The 15,651-nt window shown below is 32.6% G+C and carries 20 protein-coding genes and 1 pseudogene; 10 read left to right on the forward strand and 11 right to left on the reverse strand.

Going from position 1 to position 15,651, the window contains the following annotated elements; all coding sequences use genetic code 11:
* Positions 1-19: 19 nt before the first annotated feature.
* Positions 20-1,306: a UDP-N-acetylmuramoyl-tripeptide--D-alanyl-D-alanine ligase gene (murF, locus tag ABI657_RS09595; RefSeq protein WP_348097034.1), complete on the forward strand. Its 1,287-nt coding sequence runs from the start codon at positions 20-22 to the stop codon at positions 1,304-1,306.
* A gap of 19 nt (positions 1,307-1,325) precedes the next feature.
* On the opposite strand, the gene ABI657_RS09600 is transcribed toward murF, so the two are convergent.
* A complete protein-coding gene (locus ABI657_RS09600) occupies positions 1,326-1,583 on the reverse strand; it encodes a hypothetical protein (protein ID WP_348097035.1) in 258 nt (85 codons plus the stop codon).
* Positions 1,584-1,751: 168 nt separating this feature from the next.
* Here ABI657_RS09600 and ABI657_RS09605 point away from each other — a divergent pair, with 168 nt between their 5' ends.
* Both ABI657_RS09605 and ABI657_RS09610 read left to right on the forward strand, forming a co-directional pair.
* Positions 1,752-2,507, forward strand: coding sequence for an NUDIX domain-containing protein (locus ABI657_RS09605; protein ID WP_348097036.1), 756 nt, complete (start codon positions 1,752-1,754; stop codon positions 2,505-2,507).
* A 31-nt stretch (positions 2,508-2,538) separates the two neighbouring features.
* Complete coding sequence (locus ABI657_RS09610) at positions 2,539-2,859, forward strand: MmcQ/YjbR family DNA-binding protein (protein ID WP_348097037.1); 321 nt, start codon at positions 2,539-2,541, stop codon at positions 2,857-2,859.
* A 12-nt stretch (positions 2,860-2,871) separates the two neighbouring features.
* On the opposite strand, the gene ABI657_RS09615 is transcribed toward ABI657_RS09610, so the two are convergent.
* From ABI657_RS09615 to ahcY, 7 genes and pseudogenes are all read right to left on the reverse strand, one after another.
* Positions 2,872-3,480 carry an alpha-ketoglutarate-dependent dioxygenase AlkB gene (locus ABI657_RS09615; RefSeq protein WP_348097070.1) on the reverse strand — a complete coding sequence of 203 codons (609 nt, stop codon included), beginning with the start codon at positions 3,478-3,480 and terminating at the stop codon, positions 2,872-2,874.
* A 39-nt stretch (positions 3,481-3,519) separates the two neighbouring features.
* Positions 3,520-3,711: pseudogene (locus tag ABI657_RS09620) on the reverse strand (Ada metal-binding domain-containing protein); the annotation flags it as partial.
* Positions 3,708-4,421, reverse strand: a complete 714-nt coding sequence (locus ABI657_RS09625; RefSeq protein WP_348097038.1) for a 2OG-Fe(II) oxygenase — start codon at positions 4,419-4,421, stop codon at positions 3,708-3,710. The gene ABI657_RS09625 and the pseudogene ABI657_RS09620, both read right to left, overlap by 4 nt.
* A gap of 7 nt (positions 4,422-4,428) precedes the next feature.
* Complete coding sequence (locus ABI657_RS09630) at positions 4,429-5,277, reverse strand: methylated-DNA--[protein]-cysteine S-methyltransferase (RefSeq protein ID WP_348097039.1); 849 nt, start codon at positions 5,275-5,277, stop codon at positions 4,429-4,431.
* Positions 5,278-5,393: 116 nt separating this feature from the next.
* Positions 5,394-5,633 carry a hypothetical protein gene (locus tag ABI657_RS09635; RefSeq protein WP_348097040.1) on the reverse strand — a complete coding sequence of 80 codons (240 nt, stop codon included), beginning with the start codon at positions 5,631-5,633 and terminating at the stop codon, positions 5,394-5,396.
* Positions 5,634-5,661: 28 nt separating this feature from the next.
* On the reverse strand, positions 5,662-6,741 hold the full coding sequence (locus ABI657_RS09640) for a hypothetical protein (RefSeq protein WP_348097041.1): 1,080 nt from the start codon (positions 6,739-6,741) through the stop codon (positions 5,662-5,664).
* A gap of 284 nt (positions 6,742-7,025) precedes the next feature.
* Positions 7,026-8,342: an adenosylhomocysteinase gene (ahcY, locus tag ABI657_RS09645; protein ID WP_348097042.1), complete on the reverse strand. Its 1,317-nt coding sequence runs from the start codon at positions 8,340-8,342 to the stop codon at positions 7,026-7,028.
* Positions 8,343-8,634: 292 nt separating this feature from the next.
* Here ahcY and ABI657_RS09650 point away from each other — a divergent pair, with 292 nt between their 5' ends.
* Complete coding sequence (locus ABI657_RS09650) at positions 8,635-9,285, forward strand: 4'-phosphopantetheinyl transferase superfamily protein (protein WP_348097043.1); 651 nt, start codon at positions 8,635-8,637, stop codon at positions 9,283-9,285.
* A 1-nt stretch (position 9,286) separates the two neighbouring features.
* On the opposite strand, the gene ABI657_RS09655 is transcribed toward ABI657_RS09650, so the two are convergent.
* The 3 genes from ABI657_RS09655 to ABI657_RS09665 form a co-directional block, all read right to left on the reverse strand.
* The gene (locus tag ABI657_RS09655) at positions 9,287-9,697 is read right to left on the reverse strand and encodes a group III truncated hemoglobin (RefSeq protein ID WP_348097044.1); all 411 of its coding nucleotides are present in this window, start codon (positions 9,695-9,697) and stop codon (positions 9,287-9,289) included.
* The gene (locus ABI657_RS09660; RefSeq protein WP_348097045.1) at positions 9,694-9,981 is read right to left on the reverse strand and encodes a hypothetical protein; all 288 of its coding nucleotides are present in this window, start codon (positions 9,979-9,981) and stop codon (positions 9,694-9,696) included. Before ABI657_RS09660 ends, ABI657_RS09655 begins: the two co-directional genes overlap by 4 nt.
* 80 nt (positions 9,982-10,061) lie before the next feature.
* Positions 10,062-10,658, reverse strand: coding sequence for a Crp/Fnr family transcriptional regulator (locus tag ABI657_RS09665; protein WP_348097046.1), 597 nt, complete (start codon positions 10,656-10,658; stop codon positions 10,062-10,064).
* Positions 10,659-10,752: 94 nt separating this feature from the next.
* On the opposite strand from ABI657_RS09665, the gene ABI657_RS09670 reads away from it, so the two are divergent.
* The 6 genes from ABI657_RS09670 (at position 10,753) to ABI657_RS09695 (ending at position 15,628) form a co-directional block, all read left to right on the forward strand.
* The gene (locus ABI657_RS09670; RefSeq protein WP_348097047.1) at positions 10,753-11,481 is read left to right on the forward strand and encodes a geranylgeranylglyceryl/heptaprenylglyceryl phosphate synthase; all 729 of its coding nucleotides are present in this window, start codon (positions 10,753-10,755) and stop codon (positions 11,479-11,481) included.
* A 34-nt stretch (positions 11,482-11,515) separates the two neighbouring features.
* The gene (pnuC, locus tag ABI657_RS09675) at positions 11,516-12,139 is read left to right on the forward strand and encodes a nicotinamide riboside transporter PnuC (protein WP_348097048.1); all 624 of its coding nucleotides are present in this window, start codon (positions 11,516-11,518) and stop codon (positions 12,137-12,139) included.
* Positions 12,100-14,214: a DUF4301 family protein gene (locus ABI657_RS09680; RefSeq protein WP_348097049.1), complete on the forward strand. Its 2,115-nt coding sequence runs from the start codon at positions 12,100-12,102 to the stop codon at positions 14,212-14,214. The genes pnuC and ABI657_RS09680 overlap by 40 nt, the downstream gene beginning before the upstream one ends.
* The gene (gene arfB, locus ABI657_RS09685; protein ID WP_348097050.1) at positions 14,214-14,618 is read left to right on the forward strand and encodes an alternative ribosome rescue aminoacyl-tRNA hydrolase ArfB; all 405 of its coding nucleotides are present in this window, start codon (positions 14,214-14,216) and stop codon (positions 14,616-14,618) included. Before ABI657_RS09680 ends, arfB begins: the two co-directional genes overlap by 1 nt.
* A gap of 61 nt (positions 14,619-14,679) precedes the next feature.
* Positions 14,680-14,928 (forward strand): hypothetical protein, encoded by a 249-nt coding sequence (locus ABI657_RS09690; protein ID WP_348097051.1) that lies wholly within the window; start codon positions 14,680-14,682, stop codon positions 14,926-14,928.
* A complete protein-coding gene (locus ABI657_RS09695; RefSeq protein WP_348097052.1) occupies positions 14,894-15,628 on the forward strand; it encodes an alpha/beta hydrolase in 735 nt (244 codons plus the stop codon). Before ABI657_RS09690 ends, ABI657_RS09695 begins: the two co-directional genes overlap by 35 nt.
* The last annotated feature ends 23 nt before the right edge of the window (positions 15,629-15,651 follow it).

Consider the following 15,651-nt stretch of genomic DNA (forward strand, 5'->3'; position numbering starts at 1 on the left):
TTTTAAAAATGTTTAACTAATGACTATTCAGGATATTCATACTTTATTTTTAAAATGTAAATCTCTTTCAATCGATACACGCAGAATTGAAAAAGATTCTATGTTTTTTGCTATTAAGGGAGAAAACTTTGATGCTAATACATTTGCTCAGGAAGCGCTTGAAAGAGGAGCGCTATTTGTTGTTATTGATAATCCAGCCTTTTTAATTGATGATAGAACAATTCTTGTTAACAACAGTTTGGAAACATTGCAGGAATTGGCTAAGTTTCATCGGTTGTATTTAAATATTCCTATTATTGCTTTAACAGGCAGCAACGGAAAAACAACAACAAAAGAACTTATAAATATAGTTTTATCGCAAAAATACAACACGAAAGCGACTGTTGGTAATTTGAACAATCATATTGGAGTACCATTAACATTGTTATCTTTTAACAATGAAACCGAAATTGGAATTGTAGAAATGGGTGCTAATCATAAAAAAGAAATTGAATTTTTATGTGCAATAGCACAACCTGATTATGGCTACATCACCAATTTTGGAAAAGCTCATTTAGAAGGATTTGGTGGTGTTGAAGGTGTCATACAAGGAAAGAGTGAGATGTATAACTACCTTCTTGAAAATGATAAATTGGCATTTGTTAATTTAAATGATGCAATACAGGTTGAAAAGTCAAAATTAATAAGATCCTACACTTTTGGATTACTAAATGATCGTGCAGATCTAAATGTCCATAAAATTGAAGCCAATCCGCTAGTTTCTGTCCGTTATAATAATTTCTTTATAAATTCTAATCTTATCGGACTCTATAATGCCAATAATATAAATGCAGCGGTTGCTACAGGTATTTATTTTAACATTGAAAGCAAACATATCAAATCAGCAATTGAAAATTATATTCCCAATAATAATAGATCCCAGTTATTAAAGAAAGGATCTTTTCAAATTATTCTGGATGCTTATAATGCTAATCCAAGCAGTATGGGTGTGGCAATTACTAATTTTTTGCAATTAGATAGTTTAAATAAGATAATGATTTTAGGAGACATGTTTGAGCTTGGTGAAGAAAGCATGAAAGAACACAAAATTATTGTAGAAACTTTGGTTAATCAAAACAAATCAGATTGTTATCTGATTGGAAAAGCTTTTTTTGAAAATCGAATTTCTAATGAAAAAATTCATTTTTTTGAAACTTTCGATGATTTTATAATGTATCTTAATAATAATAAATATAAGGAAGAAAGCACTATATTGATTAAAGGGTCACGGGGCATGGCACTAGAGAGAACACTGGATTATATTTAAAACTAAACTCAAATTTGAATTATTTGAGAACATGATGTACAAAATCGATAGCGCCAATTCCTTTATAGGAAGCATATAATGCTTTGTCAAAAGCTTCGCTTTTCTTTTTTTTATCCTTAAGTCCTGTTTCCAGAATCATCTCATTGAAAATTTTTTCTTGTTCTTCGCTATATTTCAAAGATGCTTCTAAAAGGTATGTCTTAGAAACGAAACCAAATGAAGTCCAGATTTTATTTCTGATTTTTTGATTAATATTTTTTAGTGAATCTGTAATCATATTGGTGTAGTATAAATTATACAAAACACTATTCCCGCAATGCGTTATAGTGACGCAATGTACTTATTTTTCCAATTCAATTTTGATTTTAAGTAAAATTTGTGATTTTTACATTTCTAAAATTTTTATTGACTGATTAGATTATAACCAAATCAAAATAAAAGATCAATGCCTGAATTAACTTTAATAAGCAACGATAACTATCAACCAGGACTTTCAATAGATTGTGTTATTTTTGGATTTAACGATAATCATTTAAAAGTCTTACTGATTAAGACCCTTTATGAAAATAAATGGGCGTTACCAGGTGGATTTATTCCCATTGGTCAGGATATTGATGATGCAGCGATAGAAGTTTTGAATAAAAGAACGGGAGTAAAAGGTGTTTTTCTCAGGCAATTTTCAACTTTTGGAAAGGTAAAACGAAATGACAATCATTTTAGTGAGGAAGTTTTAGAATTGCTTCAAATTTCTAAAAAGGAACGAAAATGGTTTGTACAACGATTTGTAACTATTGGTTATTATGCATTAGTAGACTTATTAAAAATATTTCCGGAGAATGTAAGCAGCTATGAAGTTGTCGAATGGGTTGATCATAAGGAAGTGCCCGAACTTATTTTGGATCATAAAGAAATTTTAGATAAAGCTTTGGATACCTTAAGAATTGAATTAAATCTGATGCCCATCGGCTATAATTTATTACCTGAGAAATTTACTATTACGGAACTTCAAAAATTATATGAAACGATTTTGGATAAGAAACTCGACAGAAGAAACTTTCTTAGGAAAATAACGAATATTGGGATTCTAAATAAACTTGATGAAAAAAAGAACAACGTTGCACACAAAGCACCAGGTTTATATTCTTTTGATATGGATAAATACGAAAAAGTCCTTAAAAATGGAATGAACCAGGCTTGGTGAAGAAAAAGCAATTTTAATTTATACATTATTAATGGTCACAATTGAAACATTCAGAAAATTAGCCATGTCTTTCCCTGATACCAATGAAGAAGCACATTTTGAGAAAATATCTTTTCGGATCAATAAGAAGATATTTGCCACTTTTGATAAAAAAAATAATCATGCAGTGCTGAAATTAAACGAAATAGATCAATCCGTTTTTTGTGCTTCAGGCGAAATGAGTTTTTATCCACTTCCAAATAAATGGGGCAAGCAAGGCTGGACAATAATAGAACTTTCAAAAGTAAGACCTGACATGTTTGAGGATGCATTAGAGTATTCATATAAAAATGTCATTTCCAAAAAAACATGATAATTTTTTAAATTATCCGACAATAGTTCTAAAAGTCAAATTTACTCTTGGCTTGGAAGTTGTTTTTGTTGGAGGTAAACGGTGTAGCCAATTTGTTTGTGTCTCACCTTTCATAACCAATAAACTTCCATGTTCTAAAATCATAGAAACCGTCTCTTTACTTTTTTTATGTTTGAAAGCAAATTTACGTTCAGCACCAAAACTTACGGAACCAATTGCACCATTCTTTTTTAAATCTTTTTCAGCATCGCTGTGCCAAGCCATTCCTTCATCGCCGGAATGATATAAATTGAGTAAACAGGAATTGAATGTTTCTCCTGTTTTTTCTTCAATAGTTTTCTTTAATTCTAATAATTCTTTTGTCCACGGAAGTGCTTTTTTAGTGGTATTTGAATACGTATATTCAAACTCCGAGTCACCGTACCAGGCAACTTTCCGTTTCGTAAGAATTAGTTTTCCGAAGATAATAGCCTCGTCATTTTTCCACTCTATAGTATTTAATAGTACTTCTAAATAATGATTTGAATCTTCTCTGGAGAATAATCTTCCGTAATAATTCACGATTCCGTCTTTTGGAAGCAAGTTTGTAGTTTCGTTTATTTCGGGATTAAATAAGTCCATTTTCCATTTTAAATATTTAGATTTCATGCAATGTCCACAAGGTCTGTAACCATTTTTTCTGGCTTCATTTTCAGAGAAAAAGAAGACACGGTTTTCACGTTTCATTCTTTTTCCCGAAGAACATTTCAAACTTCCATAAATTTTTAGTATTCGGTTTCCACCAAAGCAAATTTCAGCATTTTTAATTTTATTTCGGAGATCTGAGTCAGGAATTTTGTCATGTTTAATCATGATTGAGCGTCATGAAAAATAATTCCCAAGGTATGTCGTTCTCCCGAATGAATTTCACTCACACCATGCTTCATATTTACGCGATAATATCCTTTTGTACCTTTAACAGGTCTGAAATTAGTTGTAAAAACCAAAACATCCCCTTTTTTAGGTTTCAAAACAATCACTTTCGATTGTGCTCTAGGTGTTTGCTGTGTTAATACAAATTCTCCTCCAGTAAAATCTTCATCTGGTTCATTTAAAAAAAGTACTATTTGAATAGGAAAATAAAGATCTCCGTATAAATCCTGATGCAAAGTATTAAAACCGCTTTTGCCATATTTTAAAATTAAAACAGTTGCTTTTAGTTGATTATTAGCGTGACATTGCTCTAATAATTTTTCATGCGTTTCAGGAAAAATTGTATTGATGTTTAATACTTTCATCCATGCGTTTGCAATTGGTGCCAATTTTGGATAAACGGCAGAACGTATAGTTTGAATTAAATCAGGCAACGGATAATTAAAATATTTATACTCACCCAAACCAAATCGATAACGCTCCATTACAACTGTTTTTCGATATAAATTTGGATTATCATAATCGAATTTTAAATCTTCGCATTGTTCGTTATTAAGTAAATTAGAAATAATTACAAATCCATTTTCGTGCATAGATTCGGTGATGCTTTCCCAATTTTGAGAAGCAATTTTTGATTGTATATTTTGCATTATTTTTTTAAATTTCAGGATTAGATTGAACACCTTCCCAGCCAATTATAGCTGTTTTTCGGGTATTTCCCCACATATAGCCGCCAAATGTTCCTGAAGATTGAATCACCCGATGACAAGGAATCAAAAATGCTACAGGATTACTGCCAATTGCGGTTCCTACTGCTCTTGAAGCATTAGGTTTTTCAATTTGTTGTGCAATTGATCCATAGGTAGAAAGTTGCCCCATCGGAATTTTAAGCAAGGTCTCCCAAACTTTCAATTGAAAATCGGTTCCTTTTAAATGCAGTTTGATTTCAGATAATTTGCTCCAGTCGTTTTGAAAAATGAAAAGTGCATTTTGTTGTGGCAAATCCATTTTTTGGGAGAATTCAGCATTTGGAAATTTTTGTTTTAAATTTTCAAATCCGGTTGCTTCATCTTCGGCGAAAGCCATAAAACAAACACCTTTAGTGGTCGAAGCAACGATAATATTCCCAAACGGACTTTTGGAGAAGCTGAAATTAATCGCTAAGTTTTTACCACCATTTTTATATTCAGCCGGTGTCATTCCTTCAATGTTTACAAACAAATCGTGTAAACGGCTTGTTCCTGATAACCCGGTATAAAATGCAGCATCGGACAAAGTGGCCTGATTATTTTTGAGGATATTTTTGGCGTGTTCGAGACTAATATATTGCAAAAACTTCTTCGGACTAGTGCCGGCCCATTCGGTAAACAAACGCTGAAAATGAAAAGGACTCAAGTGTACTTTCTCGGCAACTTCATCCAGATTAGGCTGTTCCTTAAAATTAGCTTTGATGTAATCAATGGCATCTGCAATTCGGCTGTAATTGATATTTTCCTGTGTATTCATTTCTTTCAATTTTATATTGCAAAGATCGGCTGATTTTTATCGTCATAAAATCCGAAACTTGCGAAAGTCATTTGAGTTTATCCTCGTTAACTTGAGTAAATTGAAAAGGAGCTTAATTAAGATTTTGCTTTATTCTTTTCAAAATTCAATTTCTCCAGAAGTTCTTTTTTTAAATCAATTAATATAGTTTCATCAATATTGAAAGCTGTCGACAAATCAATACTCTGATATAGAATATTTTCAGGAACATACTTGGCAAGCTCCCTAATTAAATTGTCACATTCAGTATCATAAACGTTCATGTCAAAATGAAGTATATCTTTTAAAGGATGATCTCCTGGTCCGCCTGCTGCCATTTCCTAATGTTTTTAATTTTGTGAAATTTTATTTGAGTATTTGCTTTGGGGTCGAAATACTGATTAATTTATAACCGTTATCCGTTCTTAAAAACTGAAAATGATCTTGTCCGAAATCCGATTCGCTTTTGGGTGAAATAACGATGTTTTTAACCGGATATAACCATTCTTTTGATTGATTGCAATTGTTGAAATACGTTTCATATTCGGTTGTTTCAAAGATAAAAGGATTTAAACCGTCTGATGAAATAAAATATTCTGTTTTGTTATCAATAAGTTCCTGTAGTTTTAGTTGTATAAAAGTATAATTCTGGTTGATGAATTTAGATTTTGATTCATTTATCCATCCATCAGCTTCTTTCCAAAAGCTGATTTTATCAAAAGAAGATTTCAATAAATTGTCTTTTGATAGATCAGTAAGCAGATTGTTTTTGATCCAGAATTCAAATTCCTTATCAAAATTGATGAAAGAATAATATTGTCCGTTAACTCCAAGAAAGTTTTCTCTTATAGGATCTTTGCTTGGTGCTGCTGATTTTTGTACAGAATAAAAATTCAAATCATCATTGTATTTAAAATTTTCAATTAAGATTTTGTTATTGGTGTCGACTAAGAATTCCTTTCCTTCTTTCCAGAAAAAATGTTCTCCAATTAATTCTTTTTTAGCATCTTTTAGACCTATAAACATTCCGTTTTTGGCTTTGGTTAGATTACTATATTCTGCTGGAATAACAATTTTTCCCTCGCCATTGAACATTCCCATTTTATCGGTTTTTGGATCCCTGAATCTGATGAAACCTTCGTTTTCACAATCGGATCCATTATCAAAAGTATACAAACTGTCGATACCCACTTTTTTTCCGGATTTGGTGAGATAATAACTTTTCCAGTTTTCATTGTCTTCTTCTGTTACAGCGATAATATCGTCAAATTTACTGGCGAAAGTCAGTCCAATGAATTTTGGTTCAATTTTGATGTTGCCATTTTTGTCTTTAAATCCGATGTAGGCAGAATCTTTATCCTGAAATGAAACCCAGGTGTCTTTGTTTTGGGAAAACGCTGTACAGCTGAAAAAAATAAACAGATATATAAAAAAAGAAAGTCTCATAAAAAAGTATTTCCAGTAAATATAATACAACGTTTTTGAAAACGAAATAGTCTGTTATATTTGAAATTTGTGGAGATAGGTTTTACGTGAGGGATAGTAGCAGGCTACCGAAGTAGCGCGGATAGCCCGACAGCATCCCGATAAAAGGGCGTATAACCGTAATGTAAGTTTGCCCATTTATCGCGATGGTGGCACGCCCCAATAAAAAACCCTCACATCACTGCAAGGGTTCTGAATTATAACTAGTAACTAATCACTAAAGACTAATCACTAAGTACTAAAAATTAGTATCTGTAATATTCCGGTTTGTATGGACCTTGAACTTCAACGCCAATATAAGCAGCCTGATCGTCACGTAAAGTTTCCAATTCAACGCCTAATTTAGCTAAGTGCAAAGCAGCCACTTTTTCATCTAAATGTTTTGGTAACATATAAACGTCATTGTTATATGCAGCGCTGTTTTTGTACAATTCGATTTGAGCCAAAGTCTGGTTAGTAAATGAGTTACTCATTACAAAACTTGGGTGACCTGTAGCACAGCCAAGGTTAACTAAACGACCTTCGGCCAAAATGATGATATCTTTTCCAGCGATAGTATATTTGTCAACCTGAGGTTTGATTTCGATTTTAGAGGCACCGTGGTTTTTGTTTAACCAGGCCATATCAATTTCGTTATCAAAGTGTCCGATGTTACAAACAACCGTTTTGTCTTTCATTTGCTCGAAATGAGAACCAAGAACGATATCTTTATTTCCTGTAGTAGTAATGATGATATCAGCAGTAGCAATTACAGTGTTTAATTTTTTAACTTCATAACCGTCCATTGCAGCTTGTAAAGCACAAATTGGGTCGATTTCAGTAACCGTTACAATAGATCCGGCACCTCTAAAAGAAGCTGCAGTTCCTTTTCCAACATCACCGTATCCACAAACAATAACTCTTTTTCCAGCTAACATCAAGTCAGTTGCACGACGAACCGCATCAACTGCAGATTCTTTACAGCCGTATTTGTTGTCAAATTTAGATTTAGTAACAGAGTCATTAATGTTGATTGCTGGCATTGGCAATGTTCCGGCTTTTACTCTTTCGTAAAGTCTGTGAACTCCAGTAGTAGTTTCTTCAGACAATCCTTTGATTCCAGGAACCAATTCCGGGAAACGGTCAATAACCATGTTAGTTAAATCTCCACCATCATCAAGGATCATGTTCAATGGTTTTCTGTCTTCTCCAAAGAATAAAGTCTGCTCAATACACCAGTCAAAAGATTCTTCGTCAAGACCTTTCCAGGCATACACCTGAATTCCTGCAGCAGCAATAGCAGCAGCAGCCTGATCCTGAGTAGAGAAAATGTTACAAGAAGACCAGGTAACTTCAGCACCAAGAGAAATTAAAGTTTCGATTAAAACTGCAGTCTGGATCGTCATGTGAAGACATCCTGCAATACGTGCACCTTTAAGAGGTTGCTCATCTTTATATTCAGCACGAAGCGCCATTAAACCCGGCATTTCAGCTTCAGCCAGTTCAATTTCTTTTCTTCCCCAAGCCGCCAGGGAAATGTCTTTTACTTTGAAAGCCACATAAGGCGTAGTTGTAGTACTCATTTATAGTATATTTGTATTGTAGAATTTTTTGCAAATTTACGGAATAGCTTTTGAATTTTGAATAATTTCGGTAAGATTTGTGAAATGTTTAATTTCTTAATCTTTAGAATATTAACTGATTAGTATTTTTAAGAAGCTAATCCTGCTGTACACTATATCTTTTATGGCGAACCCCGCCACAAAAGGATGCCGTTTCCATCAGGGCTAAAGATCACGGATTAAACAGAATTTAGTTTTCAGACACAGAAAATAATTCATAATTTAAAACTCATAATTTATAATTAAAGAAGTAATGCCTTTATTTCAAACCATACAATGCAGTGAAACAACCAAAATTTTAATTTGGGAAATAACAGAATCTTTAGAGGAATTATTGAGCAAGGTAGTTTTAAAAGAGAAAACACAGAAGAGGCTTGACGGAATGAAATCCCAATTACACCAGCGTGCTTTTTTGAGTGTTCGGATGCTGATTCAGGAAATGGGTTTTACAGATCATGATCTGCATTATGATGAATTTGGGAAACCCTATTTCGATTGTCATAACCATATTTCGATCACCCATTCTTATCATTTTGCAGCGATTATCATCAGCCACGAAACAGTTGGGATCGACATGGAGCTGCAGCGTGAAAAAATTATTCGCATCGCCGATAAATTCACCGATTATGAGGGCAGTTATCTGGAGCCTGACTTGACAGAAGAATATGTAAAAAAATTAACTGTAATCTGGGGAGCAAAAGAAGCAATTTTCAAAATCAGGAACGAAAAAGGGATCAGTTTTAAAGACCATATTTACGTGGATGATTTTTCTTTAAACCAACCTCAAACAAAGGCAAGTCTTCATTTTGATGATTTGATAAAAGATTTTGATGTCCATTATAAGAATATACACTCAGAAAATTTTGAGGGAAATTTTACTTTGGTTTACGCTTTTGAGAAGTGATTTACTCCGAAGCTTTATCCTCAGCCAGCTTTCTACGATGCTCAAACATGCTCATAAATAAAAATGTCCCCATTTTTCTGGCACGACGTTTCAGCGTTTCCACATTCTCTCCTTCAAAATGCTCGTCTAAAGTCTGAAACCAATAATTTAGCCAGATTCCGAATTCGTTAGAAGTAATTTTACCATTAAAATGCGAATCAGCTTCATTATGAACAGCAAGCGGATTGCCTTTGTATTTTTGTGTCGCAAACAAATTCGTTTCCCAAAAATCGGTCAGTTTTTCTAAATGCGAATCCCAATTTTTTATCATCGTATTAAAATAAAAACCAATTTCTTTATCGGCTCTTATTTTAGAATAGAACTGATTAACCAAAAAAGCAATATCAGCTCTGGTTTCTATTTGTTTTTTCATAGCACGAAATTATTTAGAAATATAAATAAAATGCTTAATACAGCGCTTAAAATAATAAGGTTAAAAACCACTTTGTGTTTCATTTGTGCTAAAATTGAAGTGTTGGCAAAAACACAAGCCAAGACAATAATTGCAAGTTGAAGCATTTGTACAATAGACGTTCCGTGTGAAAGAATATACATGGCCGCTGTTCCACCTAAACAGCTTTGACCAATTACTGCCATTGCTGCAGAACCCATGTAGTTTTTATTGAAATTTTCGAATGTTGTTTGATATACTGTCATGATATTGAGATTTTATATCACAAAGATACAGGCACGATACAGTTACAATTTATGACTTAAATCATAAAACAGGAACTCTTTTATCGATATACTTTTCTGTTGATTATCTTCAATTCGCCTTTTTTTTCGAGAGCTTTTATAGCTCTAATTACCGTTTCCACACGTAACCCTGTTAAATCCCCAATCTGCTGTCGCGTAAAATTGATTAAATATCCGTTTTCGTCTTTTCTAAAATTAAAATAGGAAATTCCGTGATCAATTAATTTTAAAATACGATGCTCGGGATCATGCGTTGATATTTCTGCAGCGATAACGGATTTGTAATATAATCGCTGTGCTAAATTTTCAATTATTTTAATGCTGATTGCCGGGTTTGCTTCCAATAGTTTCATGAAGTTATTTTTTAAAAGAAGAAATACCTGTGAATCCTCCATAGCTACAGCATTTGCAGGATATTTTTGATTTAAGAATAAAGGAGGTTCACCAAAAGATTGATTTTTATAAAAGATTCCCTGAATAAATTCCCTGCCGTCATCATTATAATTGCTCATTTTTACTTCGCCTGAAATAATCTGGTAATAATGCGCGGGCAGATTACCTTCTTCAAAAATAGTTTCATTTTTTTCGAAAGACTTTTTTAAGGCGCCGTATTTTTCAAGTAGTTCAGTCGTAATCATAATTTTGTACATTGGTTATCGAAAGACGTCATACAAATATAATTCATTCAAAATAGTTCTTCTCCGTTAAAAAACTTTTACTTTTACGGCCGTTATGGAGCAAAAAATACTAACCATTCACCAGCAAATTTTACACGCTAAGAAAAATGGGCAAAAGCTGTTGGCCATTCTTTTGGATCCTGATAAAATTGTTTGGGAAAATTTTGGACATTTATTGAGTAAAATAAATGAGTCTCCTGCAACCCATATTTTTGTTGGAGGAAGTATAGTTGAAAGTAGTCTTATTGAAGATTTAATCAAACAATTAAAGCAAAATACAGATTTGCCGGTTATTATATTTCCGGGTGATCCATCGCAGATTTCCCGGGAAGCAGATGCGATTTTGTTTTTGTCCCTGTTATCTGGACGAAATGCAGATTATTTAATAGAATATCAGGTTCAGGCTGCGCCTATTCTTAAAAAAACAAATCTCGAAGTTATTTCGACAGGTTATATTTTGATTGAAAGCGGTAACGAAACTGCCGTTGCCCGTGTGAGTAAAACAAAACCGTTAAATCGGGAAAACCTTGATTTGGCTTTGGCAACAGCACAAGCGGGAGAAATGTTAGGCAATAAATTAATCTATCTTGAGGCTGGGAGTGGTGCAAAGCAAGCAGTGCCGCTGGAAATGATTCAGCTAATTGCTCAAAATATTGAAATTCCTATCATTGTTGGAGGAGGAATTGTAAATTTACAAGGAATTCAAAAAGCCCATAATGCCGGCGCTGATTTGGTCGTGATAGGAACAGCTTTTGAAAATGATAACTATTTTTTTGAATCATAAAAGTTCAAAACAATAACCAAAAACAGCTATATAGATGATTGATTTTTTCTTAGACAGTTATAAAAATGCTCCGTTATGGCATATTGCCTTAGAGTTTTTGGTCTTTGTATTTGGGATTTTAAGTGTCTGGTTTGCGAAAAAAGAGAATATCTGGGTATATCCAACAGGTTTAATTGCAACTGTAATTTCGGTATATCTTTTATACATTGCTGGCTATATAGGTGATATGATTATCAATGCCTATTTTTCTATTATGAGTATTTATGGTTGGTATTTTTGGGCAAAAGGACAAACAGCAGATGAAAATTTGCCCATTTCCCGGACAAATTTTAATGAAAAAATAATCGGAATTTTACTCTTTTTTGTTACCATTTTTGTAGTTTTCGGTATTTATAAATATTTTGACTATGAGATTAAGATTGACAACTATGTGGATATAATTTCATCAGGAATATTTTTTGCCGGAATGTGGTACATGGCCAGAAAAAAGATAGAAAACTGGACACTTTGGATTATTGGTGATATCATTGTTGTGCCTCTTTATGCCTACAGAGGCTTAGGAATGTTGTCACTGCAATATTTAATTTTTACAATTTTGGCTGTTTCAGCCTATTTAGAATGGAGAAAAATCTTAGACAGCAAAAAACATCTATCATAAAAATTGCCTTGTTTGGACCTGAAAGTACAGGTAAAACTACATTGGCAAAACAATTGGCTGCATATTACAATACAGAATGGGTGCCAGAGTTTGCGCGTGATTATTTGCAGTTGAAATGGGAACAAACCCAGCAAATTTGCACTGTAGAAGATATGATGCCTATTGCTTATGGTCAGATATTATTAGAAAATGAAAAGTTAGGCACTTCAAAAAAATACTTGTTTTGTGATACAAATTTAATGGTTACTAAAGTTTTTTCTGAAGTTTATTATGGTATTTGTAATCCGCATTTGGCGGATGCTGCAATAGAACATGAATACGATTTGTTTTTCCTGACCGATATTGACGTGCCTTGGGAAAAGGATGACATCAGAGATAAACCGGAAGGCAGAGAAACTGTATTTTCTATTTTTAAGCAAACTTTAATTGAAGCAAAAAAGTCATTCATAACGCTTTCCGGAAATGAAGAAAGTCGTTTAGCAAAGGCAAAAAACATTATAGATAATTTGACACTTGCCAAAGAAATGGGATTTTCTTCAGAGGATTTTCTTCAGATTTACGAACATGGAATTCCTTTTGAAAAAATCCAGAAACAATTATCTATTTTAAAAAAAGGAATTGCAAAAAGTAATTTGATAAGTCCTGCTGCAGCTTCAAATGGAATCCTGAATTTATCAGAAACTGATTTTGAAATAAAAGCGGCATTTTTTGATGCCAATAAATCAAAATTAAAGTTAAAAAAATTCGTTCCTGCATCTGGTGCTGCCACTAGGATGTTTAAATTCTTAACAGCTTTTTTAAATGATTTTGATATTGAAAATGAAAGTATAAATGCTTACATAAACCGAAAAAAAGATGCGCAGTTGTCTCTTTTCATAGTAGGGATGGACAAGTTTCCTTTTTTTGAAGTACTATATAAAAAACTAAAAGAGATATATCATGATTTCGATTCTTTAAACAGGGATTATAAAAACTATTATTTTATAAAGCTGCTATTGTCGTCAGATTATTTTGATTTTGCCAATAAGCCAAAAGCGGTATTACCTTTTCATCATTACAAAAAGCATATTGCAAACCCTATTGAGGAACATTTGCATGAATGTGTACATTATGCCACTTCAAATTCTGTATCTAATTTACATTTTACAGTTTCAGAAATACACCAAAACCAATTTGAAAAATGTGTTTTGGATGTAAAAAGAAAAATTGAATCCGAATCTGGAATAAAAATAGAAATCAATTATTCCTATCAAAATAAAAGTACAGATTCAATTACAGTCGATTTGAAAAATAATCCGGTCAGAAATGAAAATGGAAAACTTATTTTTAGACCAGGCGGTCACGGGGCATTGATTGAAAATCTAAATGAACTGAATTCTGATATTATATTCATCAAAAATATTGATAATGTAATTCAGAATCATATTGATAAGATTGCATTGTATAAAAAAGCACTGGCAGGAATTTTAATTGAATTGCAGGCACAGGTTTTTGGCTATTTAAAAAGTATAGATAAAAAGCTGATTAATGTTGGGAATTTAGAAGAAATCATTATATTTTTAAAACAAAATCTCAATATAGAATTGACTTCTGATTTCTATAAATTTACTTTTGAAAATAAAATAAGCAAGATAAAAGAATTGTTGGACAGGCCAATTCGCGTATGCGGGATGGTAAAAAATGAAGGAGAACCTGGTGGAGGACCTTTTTGGATTATGGATGAGAAAGGAAGAGTTTCTCTTCAGATTGTAGAAGCCTCGCAGGTTGATTTGTCGAATAAAAAGCAAGAAGCGATTTTATCTGATGCAACGTATTTTAATCCTGTTGATTTAATATGCGGAATCAAAAATTATAAAAATGAAAAATTTGATCTTATAAAATTTGTTGATAAGAATAGTGGTTTTATCGTTGAAAAAAGTAACGCCGGAGAAACTGTAAAAAGTTACGAATTACCCGGTTTATGGAATGGTGCAATGGCCAACTGGTTAACGGTTTTTGTTGCTGTGCCAATTATCACTTTTAATCCGGTAAAAACCGTAAATGATTTATTAAAACCAGCTCATCAGCCACAATAATGGATGTCGAAAAAATCATATCAGAGTTAAGTTTTAAAGCTGTCAGAAGTAGTGGGGCCGGCGGACAAAATGTAAACAAAGTATCGTCTAAAGTTGTTTTAACTTTTGAACTGAGTAGTTCTCAGGCTTTATCTGAAGAAGAAAAATTACTCTTGGAAACCAATATTGGTTCCCGACTAACAACTGAAAACATCTTAATCTTAAATTGTGACGAAGACAGAAGCCAGCTTAAGAATAAAGATATTGTTGTAAAACGTTTTTTAGAAATTATCAAAAAAGGATTGTTCGTTCCAAAGATTAGAAAAGCGACCAAAATTCCTAAATCTGTTATTAAAAAACGCATTAAGGATAAAAAGAATATTTCTGAAATAAAGCAATCAAGAAAGAAACCTAATTTGGATTAGCATCATCCATTAAGCGATTTCAATGTAGCAACCTAAAAATATTCCCTTGACAAAAAACAAAATGTTTAAACGAATTGTATGGACTTTGACAATTGTATTTGTTTTAATGAATATTGTTGCAGGTTTTCATGCTTATAAATTCACGCATTTTGCAGATAGTAGTCAAATAAAAACGAAAAGCCCTAATAAACTATCTTCACTTGATAAATTCAAAACAGTTTTGTTTGGTCTAAATAATCCCAGATCGGAAAATAAGGAAAGGCCGCTTGATTATTATGAAACCATCGTACTTAAAAGCAATAAAAATTGAATGCTGGTACATTAACAAAGATAATTCTGTAAAAACAGATACAGTTAAGGGAACTATAATTATATTTCATGGGTATAGTGGAGAGAAATCTTCAATGCTTGATAAATATGACGAGTTTGTAAAACTTAAATACAATACATTTTTAGTTGATTTTATGGGAAGTGGCGGCTCAGAAGGAAATCAGACAACATTAGGATTTAAAGAAGCCGAACAAGTAAAAACAGCATTTGATTATTTAACTGAAAGAGGCGAAAAAAATATTTACTTATTTGGAACTTCCATGGGGGCTGTTTCTATTTTAAAAGCAATTAGCGACTATGGCTTACAACCAAAAGGAATACTAATTGAATGTCCATTTGGTTCCATGTATACAACTACTTGCGCAAGATTTAGAAATATGAATGCGCCAGTTTTTCCAATGGCAGGACTTTTAGTTTTTTGGGGTGGAATTGAGAATGGATTTTGGGCTTTTGGACACAATCCTACACAATATGCAAAGAAAATAAATTGCCCAACTTTGTTGTTTTATGGCAACTTAGATAAAAATGTGAGTAAGGAAGAAACAAATGAAATTTTTGAAAACCTGAATGGTAAAAAAAGCAAAAAAGTTTTTGAATTCGCCGGACATGAAAATTATTTATCCGGACCTTATAAATATGAATGGGTAATTGCAGTATCAAAATTTCTAAATGAAAATTGAAAATTATCTCTTGTTTTAAATTT

Source organism: Flavobacterium sp. (genome assembly GCF_039930565.1).
Classification (GTDB): Bacteria; Bacteroidota; Bacteroidia; order Flavobacteriales; family Flavobacteriaceae; genus Flavobacterium.